The following is a 17,290-nucleotide window of genomic DNA, read 5'->3' as shown; positions in this document are numbered from 1 at the left end:
AAGTAGCATCGGCGCACTTGGATAAAGGCCGGAGCGAACGATGCGCACAAGACTGAATGCCTGCCTGGACGCGGTGAATCAGGTGCTGCTGGGCAAGGAGCCGCAGGTGCGTCTGGCCCTGGCCTGCCTGTTGGCCCGCGGCCATCTGCTGATCGAGGACTTGCCGGGCATGGGCAAGACCACCCTCAGCCACGCGCTGGCCAGGGTGCTGGGCCTGAGTTTTCAGCGCATCCAGTTCACCTCCGATCTGTTGCCTGGCGATATTCTAGGCACCTCGGTATTCGTCAAGGACAGCGGACAATTCGTCTTTCATCCGGGGCCGATATTCGCCGAGCTGGTACTGGCCGATGAGATCAACCGGGCCACACCGAAAAGCCAGAGCGCGTTACTCGAGGCCATGGAGGAGGGCCAGGTGACCATCGAGGGCGCGACCCGGCCGCTGCCGGAACCCTTCTTTGTTATCGCCACGCAGAACCCGGTGAGCCAGGGCGGCACCTTCGCCTTGCCCGAGTCACAGCTCGATCGCTTCCTCATGCGCCTGTCGCTCGGTTACCCGGCCAAGGCCGCTGAAAAAGCCTTGCTCCTCGGCGATTCGCGGCGCTCCCTGCTGCCGCGCCTGGAGGCGATTCTCGACCATGCCGAGCTGGCGCTGATCCAGGCCGAGGTGCCCAAGGTGCGCGCCAGCGATGCCCTGATCGACTATGTGCTACGCCTGGTCGATGCCACCCGCAGCCAGCCACAGTTCGCCTGGGGCCTGTCGCCGCGGGCCAGCCTGGCCTTGCTCGCCGCTGCCCGTGCCTGGGCTTTCCTCGACGGTCGTGATTATGTGATTCCCGAAGATGTGCAGGCGGTGCTGCCGTCGGTGGTCGGTCATCGCCTGCACCAGCGCGCCGATCCGACCGGGCATGGCGGCGGCGCGCTGGTGCATTGGTTGCTGCGCGAGGTGCCGGCGCTTTGAGGCAACAGATCAAGCAGCGCTGGAGTCGCTGGCTGGCCCGGCGGATTCCCCCGGCCGCCAGCGTGCGCCTGACCCAGCGGCGGATCTTCATCGTGCCGACGCGGGTCGGGCTGGCATTTGCCCTGGCGCTGCTGTTGATGCTGCTGGCGGCGATCAATTACCAGAACAGCCTGGCCTATGCCCTGACGTTTCTGCTGGCGTCGGTGTTTATCGTTGCCATCCTGCACACCTATCGCAACCTGGCAGGCCTGGTGCTCAAGGCCGCTGGCGCAAGGTCGGTGTTCGTTGGCGAACAGGGGCAGTTTCGCCTGCGCCTGGAAAGCAGCGCGCGGGCGCACCAGGCGATCGCCCTGGGCTGGCCAACGGCGTCTTATCAGACTCAGGATGTGCCCGCGCAAGGCGTCAGCGAGTGCGAATTGAGCCTGCCGGCGCTGCGCCGTGGCTGGCTGCGGCCGGGGCGCTTGCGGGTTGAAAGCCGCTTCCCGCTGGGAATTCTGGTGGCCTGGAGCTGGGTCGATCTGGATCAGGCACTGCTGGTCTATCCACAACCGCTGGAAGACGAGTTGCCGCTGGCCGCAGGTGCTGCTGACGAGCGGCAAGAGCAAGGCATGCACGTCTATGGCCAGGGCAGCGAGGATTTTCAGGGACTGAAGAGTTACCAGCCCGGCGATTCCAAACGACGCCTGCACTGGAAGGCCTATTCCCGCGGCCAGGGGCTGCTGGTCAAGGACTTCGCCGCGCTCAGCGGGCGCGAGCCGTGGCTGGATTTTGAGGCGCTGTCGGGGGATATCGAACTGCGCTTGTCGCTGCTCTGTCATTGGGTGCTGCAACTGTCCGAGCGTCAGCAGCCCTTTGCCCTGCGTTTGCCGGGCCAGGTGCTTGCGCCCGCCAGCGGCGAGCAGCACCGCGAAGCATGCCTGCGCGCACTGGCGCTGTTCGGCACGTCGGCGTGAGCAGGCCGGGGGAAATCCCGCGGATCAGCTTGACCTGGTTGCTGGTCGCCCAGGTGCTGGTGATCATCCCGCACCTGAGCCATCTGCCGCTGTGGATCGTCGGCTTGTGGCTGGGCTGTGCGGTCTGGCGCATCCAGATCTTGCGCATGCGTGCCGGTTATCCGCCTGCCTGGGTCAAGGCCGGATTGATGCTGGGCACGGCCGTCGGCGTGTTGCTTTCCCGCGGTAGCCTGATCGGCCTGGATGCCGGGGTGGTGTTGTTGATCGGCGCCTTCATCCTCAAAATGCTCGAAATGCGCACACGCCGCGATGCCCTGGTGGTGATCTTTCTCGGCTTCTTCGTGGTGGTCAGCGCCTATCTGTTCGACGACAGCATGCTCGCCGCGCTGTTCAGCCTGTTGCCGGTCACCGCCTTGCTGGCTGCCCTGATCGGCCTGCAGCAGAGCGGCGTCGCCGCGCAGCCCTGGGCAACCGCGCGGTTGGCTGCCGGCTTGCTGCTGCAGGCCGTGCCGCTGATGCTGCTGCTGTTTGTTTTCTTCCCGCGCCTGGGCCCGTTGTGGTCACTGCCGCAGCCGAGCGAGCGCGCGGTCAGCGGTTTGGCCGAGAGCATGGCGCCGGCGGATATCGCCGAATTGAGCCGCTCGAGCGGGTTGGCCTTCCGCGCCAGCTTCGCCGGTGAAGTGCCGCCCCACGACCAGCTCTACTGGCGGGCGTTGACCTTCGAGCGCTTCGACGGTCGGCGCTGGTCGCAGTCCAGCGTCGCCCAGTTGCCGTTGACCCCGGCCTGGGAAAAGCGCGGCGAGCCGCTGCGCTACAGCATCGTCATGCAGCCCAGTTCGCAATCCTGGCTGTTTGCCCTGGACGTTGCCGAGACCAGCCTGGAAAACACCCGGCAGATGAGTGATTACCGCCTGCAGCGCGGGCGTCCGGTCGAGCGCAGCTTGCTCTATCAGGTGACTTCCTGGCCGGCGGCATTGCGTGACCCGGCGGCTTCCAGCGACAGCCTGCGACGGGCCTTGCAACTGCCGGAGGATGGCGATCCACGCAGCCGTGCCTGGGGCGCCGAGCTCAAGCGGCACTATCCGCACGCCGAGCAGTTGGTGCAGGCCGTGCTCAGCCATTTCAACCGCGAGCCCTTCGGCTATACCTTGCGCCCGCCACGCCTGGGGTTGAACAGCATCGATGATTTCCTCTTCGAGAGCCGCAACGGCTTCTGTGCCCATTACGCCGGCGCCATGACCTTCGTCCTGCGCGCGGCAGGCATTCCGGCGCGGGTGGTGGCCGGCTACCAGGGTGGCGAGTACAACCCCGGCGGCGACTACGTCCAGGTGCGCCAGTTCGATGCCCATGCTTGGGTCGAATACTGGCAGGCAGGCAAGGGCTGGGTGAGCGTCGACCCGACCTTTCAGGTGGCGCCTGAACGTATCGAGTTGGGCCTGGAAGAGGCGCTGGTCGACGAGCAGAGCTTTCTCGAAGGCTCGCCGTTCTCACCGTTGCGTTACCGCCAGCTGGGTTGGCTGAACCAGCTGCGCCTGGGCTGGGACAACCTCAACCATGGCTGGCAGCGTCTGGTACTCGGTTATCAGGGCGCGCAGCAACTGCAGTTGCTGCAACGCTGGTTCGGTCGTATCGACGCCCATGTCCTAGCCCTCAGCCTGGTGGGCGGTGGTGGGCTACTGCTGGGGCTGCTGGCGCTCTGGCTATTCAAGCCCTGGCAACGCGAGCGTGATCCCCTGCAGCGTCTGTTCCGGCGCTTCGAACAGTTGCTGGCGCGGCATGCCGTACCCCGTCTGCCGGGCGAAGGCGCGCGCGCCTATGCCGAGCGCGCGGCGCAGGCCTTGCCAGCCCAGGCGCCGGCTATTGGCAACTTCGCGGCAGCCTTCGAGGCGCAGCGCTATGCCGGGGGCGAGGCGCGCCCGGCCGTGTTGCGCGCGCACCTGACCGCCTTGCGCCGGGCGTTGCCCTGGCGTTGAGGCTCTGGCGGGTGGCCCTAGGATACGGGGCAACTCGCGATCCGTAGGGCGCTACTCGCCGCAGGCAGGACACCGTGGATAATCGACACGGCATAAATCTGCCGGGTTGTCGCTGCGCTCCGAACGCAACGCCGTCCGGGCCGCCTACGTACGGACGGAACACCGCCCAGGCTGGTGCAGCCCGCAACCCGTAGGGCGCTACTCGCCGCAGGCAGTACGCCGTGGATAATCGGCACGGCATAAATCTGCCGGGTTGTCGCTACACTCCGAGCGGAATGCCGTTTGGCCGTCCTACGCTGCTAAGCTGGCAGTTTTCGCAGGCTGGGAGGGGAGATCCTATGGGGCGCTTAGTCGAGGGCGAGTTGCAGCAGGTTCTGCGCCTGCAGGTCACGCTCTATGCCTGCCGCGAGCGTTTGCTGGCCGCGACCGATCCTGAAGCCCTGCACGATCTGCGCATTGCCCTGCGCAAGCTGCGCAGCCTGCTGCAGCCGCTGCGCGGCTTGCCTGCGTGTGCTGCGCTGCAGCAACAAGCTGCCGAGCTTGGGCGCAGCAGTGGCCCGTTGCGTGATCTCGAGGTGCTGATCGCCCATTTGCAGAGTCAGGGTCAGGATATGCGCGATGCGGTCAACCTGCGTCAGCCGCGTTTGCTCACCGGCTATGCGGCGCTGCTGGCCGGCGCTGCGCTGCCGGCGCTGTTCGGGGCGCTGGACCAGTGGCCGCAGTTGTGGCGCCAAGCCGCGGCGGACGCTGAGTTGCGTGGTCTGGCGAACCGGGTCAGGCGACGCCTGGCCAAGCAGCAGCGGCGCCTGGCCGAAGCCCTGGTCGACCCTGCACATGATCGTCATCGCCTGCGCTTGTTGATCAAGCGTGTGCGTTACGGCGCCGGAGCCTACCCGAAGCTGAGCGGATTGTCGGCCAAGACCCTGGCGCGCCTGAAGGCGGCGCAATCGGCCTTGGGCGATTGGCATGATCGCTTGCAGTGGTTGCAGCGGGCCGAGCAGGACGCGGATCTGACCGTGTGTGTCGACACCTGGCGGATGGCATTGCAGGCAGCCGAGGAGACGGCTGACCTGGCATTATTGGCGCTGCAAGAGGATTTCACCTCGACCGGGTAGACGCCTGTCCGGTCAGTTGATTAACTCGAATTCGCAGGCTTGAGTCTTAGCTGTGAGAGGCTCGACCTCGGGGCGAAGTCGTTGTCTTGGGACTCACGCCTGCCAAGAGTCTTGTAGGCGGCCGCGCTCGCTCTCGAAAATGTTCCCGACATTTTTCCGCCTCTCCCGATCCATGGGGGGCGTCGAAAATGCTGCCGGAATGTTCCTGTCTTCTCCATCCTTGGCGCGTCGGCGCGCTTGCGGCATTTTCCGCATCCATGTGGGTTGCGCCCCCGCGGCGAATGCACCCTGCAGGGCTGCCAGGTTGTGGTGACGCGGCGCAGGATAAACCGATTAACCGATCAGACCACTAGGGGCTCCGTACTCGATACGCCGTTTGCCCGGGTCAATTGGCCGAAACGCCGTTTCGCCTTGTCGGGCATTTCCCCTAAGATCAGCGGCTATAGATAGCTTGAGGTGGTTATGGATTTTTCCGCGTTGCTCCAGGCCGTTCGCACCCAGCCGCAGGCCGTGGTAATCCCGTCCTCCTGGGCGCAGGGGCGGGCCAGCTTTGGTGGTTTGATGGCTGCGCTGGTGTATGAAGCCATGCGTGCTCACGTCCCAGTGGGGCGGCCGCCGCGGTCGCTGGCGATCACTTTCGTCGGCCCGGCCGAGCCGGATGTGCCGGTGAGTTTCCAGGTCGAGGTGCTGCGTGAAGGCAAGGCGGTCAGCCAGGTGTTGGGCCGCGCAGTGCAGAATGGGCAGGTGGTGACCCTGGTGCAGGGCAGTTTCGGCGCGGCGCGCGAGTCGGCGATCACGGTTGCGGCTGAAGCCGCGCCGCAGATCAAGCCGGTCGAGGACTGCCAGGAACTCGCCTACGTGCGCAATGTGACGCCGGAGTTCACGCGCTTCCTGGCGATGCGCTGGGGGATCGGCGGCATGCCCTTCAGCAACAATCCCTCGCGGGAAATGGGCGGCTGGGTGCGCCTGCGCGAGGAGGGCGCAGTACAGCCGGTCAGCGAGGCGCACCTGCTGGCCCTGGTCGATGCCTGGCCGCCGGCAGTGCTCTCGCACCTGCGCGTGCCGGCGCCGGGCAGTTCGTTGACCTGGACCATCGAGTTCATTCAGCCGGTTGCCGAGCTGAATACCCTCGACTGGTGCCTCTACCGTGCGCAGATCGAACACGCCCGCGACGGTTACGGGCATATTGCCGCTGCCTTGTGGAGCCCGCGCGGTGAGCTGTTGGCGATCAGTCGGCAGACGGTCGTGGTGTTCGCTTAAACAGCAGGAAAACAGAAAGCCTCCAGCGCTGCAGCTCGAGGCTTCTCGTCACTTACAGCTTGAGCTGGCGAATGGCTTTGTTCAGCTCGCCAGCCAGGGCTGCCAGCTCGGCGCTGATGGTGGCGGAGCCTGTGGTTTGCTGCACCGTCTGCTCGGTGACGTCGCGAATACTGACGATGGAGCGGTTCATTTCTTCGGCCACCTGACTCTGCTGTTCGGCGGCTACCGCAATCTGGGTGTTGCTCTGGCGCATCTGCGCCACCGAGCCGGTGATGGCGACCAGTGCTTGGCCTGCTTCGTGGGCCTGTTGCACGCAGTCATCGGCCTTGAGCGAGCTTTCCTGCATGAACTCGACGGCGTCGCGGGTGCCGCTTTGCAGGGAGGAGATCATCCGGGTGATCTCGTCGGTTGAGACTTGCACGCGTTTGGCCAGGTTGCGCACCTCATCGGCCACCACAGCAAAGCCGCGGCCCATTTCGCCGGCGCGAGCGGCCTCGATGGCGGCGTTGAGCGCGAGCAGGTTGGTCTGTTCGGCAATGCCGTGAATCTCACTGACGACGCCGCTGATTTTCTGACTGTTGACGGCCAGTTGCTGGATCATTTGCGCAGTCTGTTGCACGCCGCTGGACAGCCCGGCGATCGACTGACCGACACGCTCGACCACCTGCTGACCGCTGCCGGCCAGTTGCTCAGCGTTTTTCGATTGGTCGCGGGTATCCGCCGTGTGCTGGGCAATATGGTGCACGGTGGTGGACATCTGGTTGATCGCGGTGGCGGTCTGTTCAGTCTCGCTTTGCTGGTTGAGCATGCCCTGGCGCACGTCGCGCATGCTCACGGCCATGCGCTCGGCGCCTTCGTCCAGGCGTGCGGCGGTCTGCGCAACGATGCCGACCACCCGTTGATAACCGGCCTGCATGGCGTTGAAGGCGGTGGCCATCTGGCCGATTTCGTCGCGGCAGTCGAGCGGCACGCGCGCCGCCAGATCGCCGCTTTTCTCTACCTGCAGCATCACATCCTTGAGGATGTTGAGATGGCTCAACAGGAAGTGGATTAGCAGTTGCGAGGCCGTCAGCAGGGCCAGCATCAATAAGGCGACAACCAGCGCATAGCTCAGTGCGCGCTCGGCGATCACCTGCATCAGGCTGGGCGCATGGGCCAGTACGGCGAGGCGTTGGCCCTGGCCCAGGTCGATGACCTCGGCGCCGATCAAACCGTCTTGCGTCGATAACGGGTCATGCTCCAGGACTACCCAGCCGCGAGCCCGGCTCAGGCTGGCGCCCTGGTTATTGGCTAATGCCGGTGTCTGGCCATCGGCAAACTGCAGCAGTTGTGCTCCACCCGGCAATGGTTGACCCGCAGGCCAGGCACTCAGTAGCCTGGCCTGCACTTGCGCGGCACTCTTGGCCGCTTCGACGCGTACCTGTTGTTCCAGTTGCAGGGCGTACAGCACCAGCATCAGGGTGGTGAAGAAGGCCACGGCGTTGACGGCCCAGAACTTGTATTTAAGTGAAAGGTCGCGAATCCAAGTGCCCATGATGTCTTCTTCTGATGGCGGCGAAAGGGGTTTTGGCAAAGTGCCATTACTGTCTCGCAAAACTGCAGTGTGCCTATTGATCTTTATCAACAGGCCGGTCTGTCCTTGTTAACGGCTGGTCTGGTGTGGACTTTAGAAAAAGCACAGTCCTGGTTAAGGGTTGTGCGGGCTGCAGGCGTTGGCCCTATGCGGATGCTGGGCGTCTTCGCCGAAGCGCTGCCACGCCTTAGGCAGGGCAGCGCTTCAGTTGGGCTCGCTCTCGGCAGTTGTAGCGACGACGATCGGCAGGCTGAAGAACTGCCTGGCGCAGGCGGTGCTGTGTGCCGCCAGGGTTTCCAGGCTTTCGTTGCGGTGCAGCGCCACCTCCCTGAGTACCTCGGTCAGAAAGGCGGGTTCGTTGCGGCCGTTTTTCGGTTTCGGCCGCAGGCTGCGTGGCAGCAGAAACGGTGAGTCGGTTTCCAGCATCAGCCGGCCGACCGGGATTTCCCGAACCAACGGGTGTAGGTGGGTGCCACGACGCTCGTCGCAAATCCAGCCGGTGATCCCGATATGCAGGTCGAGGTCGAGGTAGTTGAACAGGGCGCGTTTTTCTCCGGTGAAGCAGTGCACCACCGCAGCGGGCAAGCGGTCGCGGTAGTCGCGCAGGATCTCCAGAAGGCGCTGGTCGGCGTCGCGCTCATGGAGAAAGACCGGCAGCTGCAGGTCGACGGCCAGGGCCAGGTGTTCTTCGAGAACTTTTTCCTGTTGTGGTCGCGGCGAAAAATCACGATTGAAGTCGAGCCCGCATTCACCCACGGCGCGTACCTGTGGCTCACGCAGCAAAGCCTGCAGTTGCTTGGCACTGTCGGCGTTCCAGCTGCTGGCATCGTGCGGATGGATGCCGGCGGTGCTGAACAGGCGCTGGCCGTTTTCATCCAGCTGGCGGCACAGTTCCAAAGCCTGTTCGCTTTGTTCGAGGCTGGTACCGGTCAGCAACAACTGGCAGACACCGGCGGCGTAGGCACGGGTGAGCAGGGCTTCACGCTGTTCGGCGAGGCTTGGGTGAGTCAGGTTGACGCCTATGTCGATGAGTTGCATGGTGCGACCTATGAGGTGGGGTTGGCAGCATAGCAGAGCTTTTTTGTTTTAAAAAAATCCATAAAATACAGCCTCTTATAGTTGCTTTGTAATGTTGAGTAGAACATTTGACTGGTGTCCGTCAGCGAGCTGTGCGAATCTCCGCGCCCCACGCATTCCAGGAACTTGGCGAGCGCTGCGGTAGTCTCACTCGGCCAATGGCGCCTGGTGGCCGCCCTTGCCGTGGAGACTCGATGTCGCGCCCGCTGCTTTTATTCTGTCTTGTGCTGTTGCTGCCGTTGTCGGCCGCTGCACGTGTGGCTGGGCCGCCGGAAGGACGCCAGCCGAGCCAGGCACTTGATCTGCCGAGCATCCGCAACCGCGGTGAACTGCGTGTGCTGGTCAACCAGAGTCGTAATAGTTCCGGTGAAATCAAAGGCCAGAGCATCGGGGTGGAATACCATCGCTTGCGTGCCTTCGAGCAGTATCTCAATCGTAATGTCCGCGATGGCCGCACCCTCAAGCTGAAGATCATTCCCAAAGCCAAGGACCAACTACTCGCTGCCTTGCAACGTGGCGAGGGCGATCTTGTCGCGCCGGGGGAATTGCTCACCGTGCGTGGTGGCAACGGTATCAGCGCCAGTGCGGCGATCCGCAGCAATGTTCCCTTGATCATAGTGGCGCGCCAGGGCGATCGGCGCTATCAGAGTCTCGAGCAGATGTCCGGGCGCAGCCTGGCCTTGGCGGCGGGTAGCGCCGCGGGTGCTGCCGTACAGGCGTTCAACCAGAAACTGCTGCAGAACAAGCGACCGCCGATCATCATCGAGTGGGTCGACCCCAGCCTGGCCGTCGAGGATGTGCTGGAGATGGTGCAGGCCGGTATCTATAGCGTCACCGCGGTGGAGCAGCCGATTGCCGAGCGCTGGGCCAAGGTCATGCCCAAGTTGCGTCTGGAGCCGCACTTGGTGCTGGCCAAGGACGGCGACATGCGTTGGTACCTGCGGCGTGAAACGCCGATGCTCGGCGCCAGTGTCGACCGTTTCCTGGCGGCCTATCGCGCCCCGGCCGATCTGGATGGTGCATTTCAACGAGTCTACCGGCGCCTCTACAAGGTGCATTACCCGCTTGGCCGAACCGAGCGCCAACGCCTGGAGAAGGTGCGCCCGGTGCTGCAGCGGCATGCCGCGCAGCAGGGCTTCGATTGGCTGATCCTGGCGGCGCTGGCGTTCAAAGAGTCGACCCTCAATCCGGCTGCGCGGGGGGCCGGTGGTGCCACCGGGTTAATGCAGATAACCCCGGCTGCTGCGCGCACTGTCGGGGTCGCCAATATCGGCGTGTTGGAGAACAACGTGCAAGCCAGCGCCAAGTACCTGGCGATGATTCGGCGCAACTTCTTCAACAGCCCGCAGCTCAACGAGCGCGAGCGCATGGCCTTCGTGCTGGCGGGTTACAACCTGGGGCCACAGCGGGTGCAGAGCATGCGCGCCGAGGCCCGCCGGCGTGGTCTGAATCCCAATCAGTGGTTCTTTCAGGTCGAGCGGATCGCCATGGAGCAGGTCGGAATGGGCGTGGTCAGTCATGTAAGTAGTGTGAACAAGTACTTCCTTGCCTATGACCGCGAGCGTTATTTGTTGGAGCCGCAAAAGGCAGTAGTTAGTACACGCGATTGATCTGTTTATGCGATATTAATTAGCGGATATATCGGCTTTTAATATCGATTAACTGGGTTATTATTTGCCCCATCAACTCGCCCACTAGGATGCAACCCATGAATACCCTGATCAAATCTGTCGTTGCCACTCAAGCAGGTTACGGCCTGACCATTTTGCGCATCATCGCTGGCCTGACCTTTGCTGCGCATGGTTCGCAGAAATTGTTCGGCTGGTTCGGCGGGTATGGTCTGGTGGGTGTCGGCCAGTGGATGGAGAGCATCGGCCTGGCGCCGGGCTATCTGATGGCATTGCTGGCTGGCAGCGCTGAGTTCGTTGGTGGCCTGGCGTTGATCATCGGCCTACTGGCACGTCCGGCGGCGGCAGTGCTGGCGGTGACCATGCTGGTGGCGATTGTCACCGTGCACATGGCCAACGGCTTCTTCATGAGCAACAACGGCTATGAATTCGCCTTGGCATTGATGGTGATAAGCCTGGCAGTACTGGTCGAGGGTGCAGGCAAGCTGTCGTTGGACAAGCAAATTGCCGGCTAAGCAACGCAGTTAAGCAGCGCGAACGCCGTCCGTTTTGCGGTTGCAAACCCAGAAAAATGCCGCTTTCCAGCCAAGGGAAAGCGGCATTTTTCTTGAGTGAACAACACGACCTTAGTGGGTCTGCTGAGCTGCATGTTTGCGCAGGGCGGTGTAACTCGTGGGCAACGGTTTATTCCGTGGTGCAGCCTCAGTCGTGGCCGTTGCGCAACAATGGCCACGTGTGCAACTGCCGATAATGGGTGCCGCGCGTGTTCTGCTCGGAGGCGAACAGGGAAAATCGGGTCACCGGCCAATCGAAGCATGGGTTGGCGTCGATGGGTTGCATGGGGCAGTGCCGCAGCAGGCTGAGGTGGGCACGAAAGGGTCGGCTTTCCAGCTGAATCGCGGCACTGCTCAGATTGCTGCATAGCTGCTCAACCAACTCCAGCAATGCCTCTGGTGTGGGGCTCGGCGCCAGATACAGCAGGCCATTGCGATGGCGGTCGAGGCGATCCAGATGCAGGTCGAATGCCGTTGCGCGCAATTCGCCCGCAAGGTCTTGCAACTCCATAACGCGAGCACGCGGCTGCTGGCCGAGAAATGCCAGGGTCAGGTGCAGGTTGGCCGTTGCGACTGGGCGGCCGTGCAGGTGCAGGTTGCTGCGCCAGGTGACGATGGCCTCGGCCAGTTCCGGCGGGCAACCCAGAGCGAAGAACAGGCGCAGAACATCGTTTTTCATGGCGTTCGATTCCCATGCGCGGCGCTGTCTTGACAGTATTGCGCAGGCTTCTCTAGGATGCTGACCCATGCGCCGATTTAAACAGCTACTTGCGGGGCGCCGAGTCACTTGCAGATTGCAAGGCTCTGAGAAGTACTCTACTGAGGCTTCGAAATACCGCTAAAGCGCTGGTTCGGTGTCGCCTCTCACCTGCCCGGCGGGATTCATGAGGCGGAGACATGAGCATGAGTTGTCCCCAACCGCTGATTCGTTTGGCCCCGATTACTTCCGGGCTGAGCCAACGCAACCCGAAAATTCTCCTCGGCGGCAGTCACCAGCCGACCTTGCTGCGCTATCTCGACGGCTGGCCCAAGCGTTGGGGCCGGCCGCGCGCCTTTCTGATCCACTTCGTCGATGACCATCAGGCGCTGGCGCGTTTCGCCAGCAACAGCTTCGATATGGCCGTGCTGCAAGCACCCAGTGCCGAGGATCTGTACGCCACCGTGCGTGAGCTGACGCGGGTCGCCCGGCAGGGCTTGATCACCCGGCGCTGAGTCTCGTCTCAAGCGGCTCCTGCCATTACGGGTAATCGATGGCGATCACGTACCAGGTCTTCTCGCCGACCGGGGTTGGCACCCGGACTTCGGCGTCCAGGGCTTTGCCGATCAGGCCGCGGGCCAGGGGCGAGTCGATGCTGATCAGGTTGAGTTTCAGCTCCAGCTCATCCGGGCCGACGATCCGATAGCGTGACTCGTTGCCGTCCTCGTCTTCGAGGGTGACCCAGGCGCCGAAGTAGACCTTGTCGGCATCACTGGGGTGGCTGCTGACCACTTTCAGGCTTTCCAGGCGCTTGGTGAGAAAGCGCACGCGACTGTCGATCTCGCGCAGCATTTTCTTGCCGTAGGTGTATTCGGCGTTTTCCGAGCGATCACCTTGCGCCGCCGCTTCACTGACTGACTGGGTGACCTGGGGCCGGCGTACGTGCCAGAGTTCGTGCAGTTCGGCGCGCAGACGCGCTTCGCCTTCGGGGGTGATCAGTGGCGTGCCGGCGGAGCGGGGTGGACGATAGCGACTCATATAACTGCTGTCTGGCCGATAAAGCGCGAGTCTATCAGCCCTCGCGCAGCACCGTCAGCGGGCTGACATTCAATGCACGGCGAGTGCCGAGCACGCCGGCGCCACCCACCAGCAGTGCGCCGATCGCTGGCAGGAGCAATAGCCAGGGGTGGGCGTGCCAGGCCAGATCGAAGGCGAAGCGATAGAGCAGGAAGCTGATCAGTTCGCAGCCGATGGCCGCCAGGAGGCCGCTGGTTGCACCAAGCAGGGCGAATTCGGCGCGTCGCGCCTTGACCAGCAATTTGCGCTCGGCGCCCAGCGCGCGCAGCAAGGCGCCTTGGCGGATGCGCTCATCCAGGGTGGCCTGCAACCCGGCGAATAGCACAGCCAGGCCGGCGGCGAGAACGAACAGCAAGACGAATTCGATGGCCAGAGTGACCTGGGCCAGGATGCTGCGCAGTTGCGCGAGCAGGGCTTCGACCTGCAGTAGGGTGACTGCCGGGAAGGCGCGTGACAGTTCGACCAACTGCCGTTCCTGCTGGGCAGGCAGGTAGAAGCTGGTCAGGTAGGTGACCGGTAGATCCTGCAGGGTGCCGGGTTCGAAGATCATGTAGAAGTTGGGCTGGAAGCTGTTCCAGTCGACTTCGCGCAGGTTGCTGACCCGGGCGTCGCGGTCGAGTCCGCCGACATTGAAACGTAAGCGGTCGCCCAGTTTGAGCTGCAGGCTCTTGGCCAGTTCCGATTCGACCGAGACGCCCGGCAAGTCGTCGGCTGTGGAGGTGTTCCACCAAGCGCCGGCGAGCAGCTGGTTACCCTCTGGCAGATCGGCCGACCAGGTCAGGCTAAGATCACGGCGAACGGCGCGCTCGCCCTGGGATTCCTTGCTGACAATTTGCCGTACCGGTTCGCCATTGATCATGGTCAGGCGACCGGGCACCACTGGGTAGAGCGGGGCCGGGTGGGGCGAGAGCTCGGCCAGGCGCGCGGCGAACGCATCCTTGTCGGCCGGTAAGACATTCAGGGCGAAATGATTGGGCGCCTGCTCGGGTAATTGATTCTGCCAGGTGTCGAGCAATTCTCCGCGCAGCAAGGCGATCAGCGACATGGCTAGGAGGATTAGGCCGAATGCCAGGGCTTGTCCGGCGGCGGCCAATGGGTAGCGCAATAATTGGCCGAGCCCCAGGCGCCAGTGCAGCGAAGAGCGGGCCAGCAGACGACGCAGGCTTTGCAGCCCGAGCAGGAGCAGGCCGCCGAGCAGCAGGGCGGTCACCAGGCCGCCGCCGAGCAGAGCGAGGGTCAGTTGCAGATCCAGGCTCAGGCGCCACATGATCAGGCCTAGGGCGAACAGCGCGGCGCCATACACCAGCCAGGAGCTAGCAGGGACGGGGAGCATGTCGCGACGCAGTACCCGTAGTGGTGGTACTCGACCGAGGGCGGCCAGGGGGGGTAGGGCGAAGCCGGCGAGGGCGACCAGGCCGGTGGCGATGCCGGCGAGGGCTGGCCATAAACCGCCCGCCGGGATCTGCGCCGGTAGCAGACCCTGCAAGAGATAAAACAGGCCATGTTGGGCAAGCCAGCCGAGCAGGGCGCCGATCAGGCTGGCGCCGAGCCCGAGCAGGGCCAGCTGCAGGCTGAACAGACCGAGCGCTTGATTGCGCGACAGGCCAAGGCAACGCAGCAAGGCACTGGCATCGAAGCGCCTGGCGGCGAAGCGCGCGGCCGAAAGTGCTACCGCAACCCCGGCGAGTAGCACGGCCGCCAGGCTGGCGAGGTTCAGGTAGCGTTCGGCACGACCCAGGGCACTACCGATTTGCCGATTGCCGTCGCGGGCATCTTCGAGGCGCTGGTTGGCCGCCAGATTGGTGCCGATTGCTTGTCGGTAAGCGCCCAGGGCCTGCGGTGTGCCACGCCAGAGCTCGTGGTAACGCACCCGGCTGCCGGGCTGAACCACGCCGGTGGCGGCCAGGTCATCCAAATGCATCAGCACGTGCGGAGTCAGGCTGTAGAAGTCGCCAGCGCGATCTGGTTCGTAGGTCAGGACCCGGCGCAGGACCAGGGTTTTCGAGCCGACTTCTATGCTGTCGCCGACGTTCAGTTCAAGTGCGGCGAACAAGCGCGCCTCGGCCCAGGCCTCACCGGGTTGCGGACCGGGGCCGGTTTGCTCGGCTTCGTAGGGTGCCGCTGCGCTTTTCAGCTGGCCGCGCAGGGGGTAAGCACTGTCCGCGGCTTTGACGCTGGCCAGTTGGATGCCGGCATCGCGGGCGATCACGCTGGAGAACTCGACCACTTGAGCGTGATCCAGCCCCAGCTGGGTACCGCGACTGACCTGTTCCGGCGCGGCGGGAGAGCTACCGCTGAGGCGCAGGTCGGCGCCGAGGAACTCGGTTGCCCGCATCAACATGCCGTCGTTCAGTCGCGCACTGAAGTAGCCGATTGCGGTGCTGGCTGCGACGGCGACCAACAGGGCGAAGAACAACACGCGCAACTCGCCGGCGCGGGCGTCGCGCAGCAGTTGGCGGGTCGCCAGCGAGAGCAGTCGGGTAAACGGCAAGTGAGTCATCAGGGTTCCACGTGGTCGACCAGATGACCGCCTTCGAGGCGGATCAGGCGTTGGCAGCGATGGGCCAGGCGCTCGTCATGGGTGACCAGCACCAGAGTCGCGCCGCGTTCCCGGTTAAGTTCGAAGAGCAGGTCGCTGATGCGTTCACCGGTGTGGCTGTCGAGGTTGCCGGTGGGCTCGTCGGCGAACAGCACGTCCGGTTCGGCCACAAAGGCGCGGGCAATGGCCACGCGTTGCTGCTCGCCACCGGAGAGCTGGCGCGGGTAGTGGGTCAGGCGCTGGCCCAGGCCGACCCGTTCGAGCAGGGCGCGGGCGCGCTCGCGGGCGTCGGCATGGCCTTCCAGTTCCAGTGGCAGCATGACGTTTTCCAGGGCATTGAGGCTGTCGAGCAACTGGAAGGATTGAAAGACGAAGCCGACATGCTCGGCGCGTACTCGGGCACGCTGATCTTCATCCAGTGAACCCAGGTCGTGCCCGGCCAAGGCGACTGCGCCGCCACTCGGCAGATCGAGGCCGGCGAGCAGGCCGAGCAGGGTCGACTTGCCCGAACCCGAGCGGCCGACGATGGCCAGGCTATCGCCCTTGTTCAGCGCCAGGGACAAGTCATGGAGTATGGTCAACTCGCCTTCCGCGCTGGCAACCACTTTGCTAAGGTTGCGGGCGGTAAGAATGCTTGAGCTCATGGGGAATCCAATGCGTGCAGGGTTAATGAGTGCGATGTTTACCCTGCTGTGCTGGGGGCAGGTCGCGCTGGCGGACACCGTGCTGGTCGTTGGCGATAGTATCAGCGCGGCTTTCGGCCTGGATACCCGTCAGGGTTGGGTCGCTTTGCTGGAAAAACGTCTGGCCGAGCAGGGTTATGAGCACCAGGTGGTGAATGCCTCAATCAGTGGCGATACCAGTGCTGGCGGGGCCGCACGGCTGCCCGGTCTGCTTGCCGAGCATCAGCCAAACCTGGTGATTTTAGAGCTGGGTGGCAACGATGGCTTGCGTGGCCAGGCCCCGGATCAATTGCAACAGAATCTTGCGTCGATGATTGAGCAGGCGCAGGAGGCGGGGGCCAAGGTGCTGCTTCTGGGGATGCGCCTGCCGCCCAATTACGGTATTCGCTACACGACAGCCTTCGCCCAGGTGTTTGCCACCTTGGCGCAGGAGAAACGGGTGGCCTTTGTTCCCTTCTTTCTTGAGGGGGTGGGAGGCGTGCCCGAAATGATGCAACGCGATGGCCTTCATCCCGCCGCCGTTGCTCAGCCAGTACTCCTGGAAAATCTCTGGCCGGCCCTGCAACCGCTGCTTTGACAGGCTTTTCCGCGAGCGGTCTTTCGGCTAATGTGGCGCCCCGCCTAGGAGCCATCAATGCCGCGTTCTGCCTGGTCCTTGTACGCCTATCAACTAATCGAGCCAGACGAGCAGCTTGACCTATTCGCTTGCCGTGAGGTGCGCGTGCATCTGGTCGCGCGTCAGCTCGAGCTGGGCGGCTTCGCCGATCGGACTTTGTGCGGCGGGTTGTTACCGGCGCAACCGCTCTGGCGTGAGCTGGACAAGCGCATGCTGCGCGACACGCGTCTGTGTTCGGCGTGCCGGGTGACCCTCGACGCCCAGCGGCGCGGTCAGCGGCCGCTTTGGTCCGCGCGCTGAGTACTCCCAGTGTGATAAGCGTCGGTGTACAATCACCAAGTTAAATTGTCAGCCATTTCATCAAGGATTTCCGGATGTTGTCGCGCGTTCCTGTCGTTGCCCGTTGCTTGTCAGTCTGCGCGATGTTCGGCGCCAGCTCAGTCGTTGCCATAGAATGGCCCTTACCGCCGCCCGGCGAGGACGTCGTCGGCCAGGTGCAGGTGATCAAAGCCAAATACGAAGACACCTTTGCCGATCTTGGCGTGGCCAACGATTTGGGTTATCTGGAAATGATTGCAGCCAACCCA

The 17,290-nt window shown here is 63.7% G+C and carries 17 protein-coding genes (1 of these 17 only partly in view); 11 read left to right on the top strand and 6 right to left on the bottom strand.

The features are described from left to right. The first annotated feature begins 40 nt into the window (after window positions 1–40). The 5 genes from B2D37_RS09065 to B2D37_RS09045 all read left to right on the top strand — a co-directional run bounded on the left by B2D37_RS09065 (window position 41) and on the right by B2D37_RS09045 (window position 6,259). A complete protein-coding gene (locus B2D37_RS09065) occupies window positions 41–958 on the top strand; it encodes a MoxR family ATPase (RefSeq protein ID WP_079202377.1) in 918 nt (305 codons plus the stop codon). After that, window positions 955–1,911 carry a DUF58 domain-containing protein gene (locus B2D37_RS09060; RefSeq protein WP_079202376.1) on the top strand — a complete coding sequence of 319 codons (957 nt, stop codon included), beginning with the start codon at window positions 955–957 and terminating at the stop codon, window positions 1,909–1,911. The genes B2D37_RS09065 and B2D37_RS09060 overlap by 4 nt, the downstream gene beginning before the upstream one ends. Further along, window positions 1,872–3,884: a DUF3488 and DUF4129 domain-containing transglutaminase family protein gene (locus B2D37_RS09055; protein WP_079202375.1), complete on the top strand. Its 2,013-nt coding sequence runs from the start codon at window positions 1,872–1,874 to the stop codon at window positions 3,882–3,884. The genes B2D37_RS09060 and B2D37_RS09055 overlap by 40 nt, the downstream gene beginning before the upstream one ends. A gap of 338 nt (window positions 3,885–4,222) precedes the next feature. Continuing rightward, entirely contained in the window at window positions 4,223–4,999 is a 777-nt protein-coding gene (locus B2D37_RS09050; RefSeq protein WP_079202374.1) for a CHAD domain-containing protein, read from the top strand. Window positions 5,000–5,461: 462 nt separating this feature from the next. After that, on the top strand, window positions 5,462–6,259 hold the full coding sequence (locus tag B2D37_RS09045; protein WP_079202373.1) for an acyl-CoA thioesterase II: 798 nt from the start codon (window positions 5,462–5,464) through the stop codon (window positions 6,257–6,259). Window positions 6,260–6,311: 52 nt separating this feature from the next. Here the strand turns inward: B2D37_RS09045 and B2D37_RS09040 are convergent, their stop codons facing one another. Beyond that, window positions 6,312–7,793, bottom strand: a complete 1,482-nt coding sequence (locus tag B2D37_RS09040) for a methyl-accepting chemotaxis protein (protein ID WP_079202372.1) — start codon at window positions 7,791–7,793, stop codon at window positions 6,312–6,314. Between the two features lie 243 nt (window positions 7,794–8,036). Continuing rightward, window positions 8,037–8,870, bottom strand: coding sequence for a TatD family hydrolase (locus B2D37_RS09035; protein WP_079202371.1), 834 nt, complete (start codon window positions 8,868–8,870; stop codon window positions 8,037–8,039). 233 nt (window positions 8,871–9,103) lie between these two features. Here B2D37_RS09035 and B2D37_RS09030 point away from each other — a divergent pair, with 233 nt between their 5' ends. Continuing rightward, a complete protein-coding gene (locus B2D37_RS09030; protein ID WP_079202370.1) occupies window positions 9,104–10,519 on the top strand; it encodes a transglycosylase SLT domain-containing protein in 1,416 nt (471 codons plus the stop codon). A 98-nt stretch (window positions 10,520–10,617) separates the two neighbouring features. After that, window positions 10,618–11,052, top strand: a complete 435-nt coding sequence (locus tag B2D37_RS09025) for a DoxX family protein (RefSeq protein ID WP_079202369.1) — start codon at window positions 10,618–10,620, stop codon at window positions 11,050–11,052. A gap of 187 nt (window positions 11,053–11,239) precedes the next feature. On the opposite strand, the gene thpR is transcribed toward B2D37_RS09025, so the two are convergent. Then, window positions 11,240–11,770 carry an RNA 2',3'-cyclic phosphodiesterase gene (thpR, locus tag B2D37_RS09020; protein WP_079202368.1) on the bottom strand — a complete coding sequence of 177 codons (531 nt, stop codon included), beginning with the start codon at window positions 11,768–11,770 and terminating at the stop codon, window positions 11,240–11,242. Between the two features lie 224 nt (window positions 11,771–11,994). Here thpR and B2D37_RS09015 point away from each other — a divergent pair, with 224 nt between their 5' ends. Continuing rightward, on the top strand, window positions 11,995–12,303 hold the full coding sequence (locus tag B2D37_RS09015) for a hypothetical protein (RefSeq protein ID WP_079204945.1): 309 nt from the start codon (window positions 11,995–11,997) through the stop codon (window positions 12,301–12,303). Between the two features lie 25 nt (window positions 12,304–12,328). On the opposite strand, the gene greB is transcribed toward B2D37_RS09015, so the two are convergent. The 3 genes from greB to B2D37_RS09000 are packed head-to-tail and all read right to left on the bottom strand — an operon-like array spanning window position 12,329 to window position 16,048. Then, window positions 12,329–12,826, bottom strand: a complete 498-nt coding sequence (gene greB, locus B2D37_RS09010; protein WP_079202367.1) for a transcription elongation factor GreB — start codon at window positions 12,824–12,826, stop codon at window positions 12,329–12,331. A gap of 34 nt (window positions 12,827–12,860) precedes the next feature. Continuing rightward, on the bottom strand, window positions 12,861–15,365 hold the full coding sequence (locus tag B2D37_RS09005; protein WP_079202366.1) for an ABC transporter permease: 2,505 nt from the start codon (window positions 15,363–15,365) through the stop codon (window positions 12,861–12,863). Next, window positions 15,365–16,048, bottom strand: a complete 684-nt coding sequence (locus B2D37_RS09000) for an ABC transporter ATP-binding protein (RefSeq protein WP_079202365.1) — start codon at window positions 16,046–16,048, stop codon at window positions 15,365–15,367. Before B2D37_RS09000 ends, B2D37_RS09005 begins: the two co-directional genes overlap by 1 nt. Before the next feature lie 10 nt (window positions 16,049–16,058). Between B2D37_RS09000 and B2D37_RS08995 the strand changes: the two genes are divergently transcribed. The 3 genes from B2D37_RS08995 to B2D37_RS08985 form a co-directional block, all read left to right on the top strand. After that, entirely contained in the window at window positions 16,059–16,664 is a 606-nt protein-coding gene (locus B2D37_RS08995) for an arylesterase (protein WP_079202364.1), read from the top strand. 57 nt (window positions 16,665–16,721) lie between these two features. Continuing rightward, window positions 16,722–17,003, top strand: coding sequence for a hypothetical protein (locus B2D37_RS08990; RefSeq protein WP_079202363.1), 282 nt, complete (start codon window positions 16,722–16,724; stop codon window positions 17,001–17,003). 74 nt (window positions 17,004–17,077) lie between these two features. Continuing rightward, on the top strand, window positions 17,078–17,290 hold the 5' end (the start) of the coding sequence (locus B2D37_RS08985; RefSeq protein ID WP_079202362.1) for a L,D-transpeptidase family protein. The gene runs 744 nt beyond the window's last position; 213 of the gene's 957 nt are visible here — the first part of the coding sequence; the start codon lies at window positions 17,078–17,080; its stop codon lies off the right edge, out of view.

This window comes from Pseudomonas sp. CC6-YY-74 (assembly GCF_002025205.1).
GTDB lineage: Bacteria > Pseudomonadota > Gammaproteobacteria > Pseudomonadales > Pseudomonadaceae > Aquipseudomonas > Aquipseudomonas paeninsulae.
This window is presented reverse-complemented; position numbering and strand designations above follow the sequence as displayed.